Source organism: Mesorhizobium sp. M4B.F.Ca.ET.203.01.1.1, from assembly GCF_004791025.1.
Classification (GTDB): Bacteria; Pseudomonadota; Alphaproteobacteria; order Rhizobiales; family Rhizobiaceae; genus Mesorhizobium; species Mesorhizobium abyssinicae.
The window spans coordinates 1-422 of sequence record NZ_SRUO01000073.1; the positions used below are offsets into that span (position 1 = coordinate 1).

A 422-nucleotide genomic window follows, 5' to 3' on the forward strand; every position below is an offset into this window, starting at 1 on the left:
CAGACCCTGGCCGACCGCATGGTCAACGACTTCATCCGCGTCGCCGACGAGGCCTGAGCGATGATCGAGGTCGAGGTGGTACTGGCCTGGCCACAGCGGGTGCTGTCGCGCCGACTGAAACTGGAGGAGGGTGCCACCGTGGCCGACGCCATTGCCGCTGCGGCGCTGGAAGGCAGTGCCGATTGTCCGGCCACTGCCGTGCACGGCGTCCTGGCGCGTCCGCAGCAGGTGCTGCTGGATGGCGACCGCATCGAACTGCTGCGCCCGCTGCTGGCCGATCCAAAGGACAACCGCCGGCGTCGCGCGCTCGGCGGTTGATCCAGGCAACCCGTCGTTGCGGACGGGCGGGGGGCTCAGCGGCCCTTCTTCTTCGTGTCCTTCGGCAGGTTGCGGCCGAACTGGCGCACGGTCTGCTGGGCCAG

1 protein-coding gene is annotated in these 422 nt (G+C 69.7%); it reads left to right on the top strand.

Translation table 11 applies throughout. The features are described from left to right. Positions 1-60 precede the first annotated feature (60 nt). A complete protein-coding gene (locus EN846_RS33670) occupies positions 61-318 on the top strand; it encodes an RnfH family protein (RefSeq protein WP_135928106.1) in 258 nt (85 codons plus the stop codon). The last annotated feature ends 104 nt before the right edge of the window (positions 319-422 follow it).

Excerpts from the sequence above, each read along its gene's own strand:
- EN846_RS33670 (WP_135928106.1), top strand. The coding sequence starts at position 61 with ATGATCGAGGTCGAGGTGGTACTGGCCTGGCCACAGCGGGTGCTGTCG.